This window comes from Thiolapillus sp. (genome assembly GCF_048562965.1).
Lineage (GTDB): Bacteria > Pseudomonadota > Gammaproteobacteria > Chromatiales > Chromatiaceae > Thiolapillus > Thiolapillus brandeum_A.
This window is the reverse complement of sequence record NZ_JBHNMF010000651.1, coordinates 1-1,706: the sequence shown is the minus strand read 5'-3', so window position 1 is coordinate 1,706 and position 1,706 is coordinate 1. Positions and strand designations below refer to the sequence as shown.

Genomic DNA, 1,706 nt, shown 5'->3' with positions numbered 1-1,706 from the left:
AGCCTGAGTTTACCCACAGATTCTGCTGAAGAGCCCGATTTTTTAACAAGATTATTGGATCTTGCAGGAGGTTGCAGATTGATTGATTGGCATTTTATCCGGCAGCTGCCCTGCTATGTGGATTCCGGGATTACCCAGAGAGATCAGTTCAGAAATGATGAGGTTGATCTTTATGAAACCATTGTAAGGGAGGCGGTCCAGAATTCTCTGGATGCCACACCTAACGGGAAGCAGACGAGGGTTTCCTTCCGTTGGGCAAACGGGGAAACGGGTCTGGACGGGGGCTGGCTGAGGGAGATTCTGGAAAAGCAGCTTGAGCATGCTGCCGCTTCAGGACTTGAAACTGAGAAGATTGACTTCTCCAGTCCGTCTGCACTGGTGATTGAGGATTTCGGAACCACCGGTCTCACCGGGTCGGTGGAGGATAAGGATAATGGTGATTTTTCCGGTTTCTGGAGGCGGCATGGAAAGTCCCACAAGACCGGCACCCGGCGGGGGCGATGGGGACTCGGAAAGCTGGTGTATTCCAGTTCGGCGGCTACCGGAGCATTTTTCGGAGTAACTGTCCGGGAAGGGGATCAGGATGCCTGGCTGATGGGGCAGAGCGTTCTTGATCTGCACACCTATGAAGGCGGGGAATATCCTCCCCATGCCTATTTCTCGAAAATGAAGGGATCCAAGATACAGAATATGGTTCCCGTTCCTGTAAATGATACAGGCTACATCCGGGAGTTTTCCCGGCAGTTCGGACTGACCCGAAACGGAGAGCCCGGACTTTCCATCGCCATCCCCTTTCCCCACGAATCGCTTACTTCCGAAAAAATGCTCGGTGTGGCCATAATCAACTATTTCTATCCCATTCTGACCGGAAAGCTGGTCATGGAATTCAATGGTCAGGCGCTGGATGCGGAAAATATCCGCCAGCTTGCACATGTGTATGCAAAGAGGAAAATTCCGGATATTGACGAGCTGTTCAGTTTTATTGAGGAAACAAATCGGGAACTTGGGGGCGGCACGCTCCTTTCGCTTAGGAAGGGATGGCTGGATGACGTCAGGCTGGACGAGGATGATTTCGAGCCGAATGATCTTGATCGGCTGCGCACCACCTTTTCTGAAGGCAGGCTGGTTGGCGTGAGGCTTCCGCTGTCGGTGAAGGTTAAACCGGAAAGAAAGATTCTTGATACCGAATTCCATGTGTTCGTGAAACGTCCGGACAGCATCACAAAAGGGATTGATCTCTATGTGCGCGGCGGGCTGACGCTGCCGGCCGAATCCAAGTTCGGTGACCGAAAGGCCTATGGTGTGATGGTGGCCAATAACGAGATCATTTCCTCTTTTCTCGGAGATGCGGAAAATCCTGCGCACACCAAATGGATCTACAATGCGGAAAAACTCCGGAAGAATTATGTGTCACCAGGAAACCGCCTGAAGGTGATCAAGAATGCTGTTGTGAATTTCTATGACGTGCTCACCCAGGCGGAAGAGGAGGAGGACGATAAAGCGCTGGCGGGATTCTTTTTTACGGAGGAGCCTGAGCAGGAGTCAGAAACGTCTGGTGGAAAGAACAGGCCAAAGCCAAAAACGCCCCCTGATGATGATATTGAAGTTCCCCGAAGGAAACCCCGTCTGGCAAGACTGGAAACTACGGAAGACGGATTTTCAGTCCGGCCGGGTGACGGAGCGGATATGGTCAGGTATCCGGTCAG

Annotated in this window: 1 protein-coding gene; it reads left to right on the top strand. The window is 52.0% G+C overall.

Features of this window, described 5'->3' with window-relative positions; translation table 11 throughout:
- Positions 1-78: 78 nt before the first annotated feature.
- The coding region (locus ACOCD2_RS18815) for a hypothetical protein (RefSeq protein WP_419625898.1) at positions 79-1,706 on the top strand (1,628 nt) is incomplete at its 3' end.